This is a genomic window from Pseudomonas rossensis, from assembly GCF_039888995.1.
GTDB classification, from domain to species: Bacteria; Pseudomonadota; Gammaproteobacteria; order Pseudomonadales; family Pseudomonadaceae; genus Aquipseudomonas; species Aquipseudomonas rossensis.
This window is the reverse complement of sequence record NZ_JBBWCB010000344.1, coordinates 1-379: the sequence shown is the minus strand read 5'-3', so window position 1 is coordinate 379 and position 379 is coordinate 1. Positions and strand designations below refer to the sequence as shown.

The following is a 379-nucleotide window of genomic DNA, read 5'->3' as shown; positions in this document are numbered from 1 at the left end:
TTGGCAAGGTCGTGCTCTACCAACTGAGCTATTCCCGCAAATGGCGTCCCCTAGGGGACTCGAACCCCTGTTACCGCCGTGAAAGGGCGGTGTCCTAGGCCACTAGACGAAGGGGACACGCTAACTGAAACACATGGTGTGTATTTCAGTGCCCAAATCCGCATCCGAAGATACCGGTTCTGGTTTCACTCAGCCCTGCCCGAAAGCAACGCTGTTTAAAATTGGAGCGGGAAACGAGACTCGAACTCGCGACCCCGACCTTGGCAAGGTCGTGCTCTACCAACTGAGCTATTCCCGCAAATGGCGTCCCCTAGGGGACTCGAACCCCTGTTACCGCCGTGAAAGGGCGGTGTCCTAGGCCACTAGACGAAGGGGACAC

Annotated in this window: 3 tRNA genes; all 3 read right to left on the bottom strand. The window is 57.0% G+C overall.

What is annotated here, in order from left to right:
* Positions 1-41: 41 nt before the first annotated feature.
* The 3 genes from WLY71_RS30810 to WLY71_RS30800 all read right to left on the bottom strand — a co-directional run bounded on the left by WLY71_RS30810 (position 42) and on the right by WLY71_RS30800 (position 377).
* Positions 42-117: transfer RNA gene (locus tag WLY71_RS30810), tRNA-Glu, on the bottom strand.
* Between the two features lie 105 nt (positions 118-222).
* Positions 223-298: transfer RNA gene (locus tag WLY71_RS30805), tRNA-Gly, on the bottom strand.
* 3 nt (positions 299-301) lie between these two features.
* Positions 302-377, bottom strand: a tRNA-Glu gene (locus WLY71_RS30800).
* Positions 378-379 lie beyond the last annotated feature (2 nt).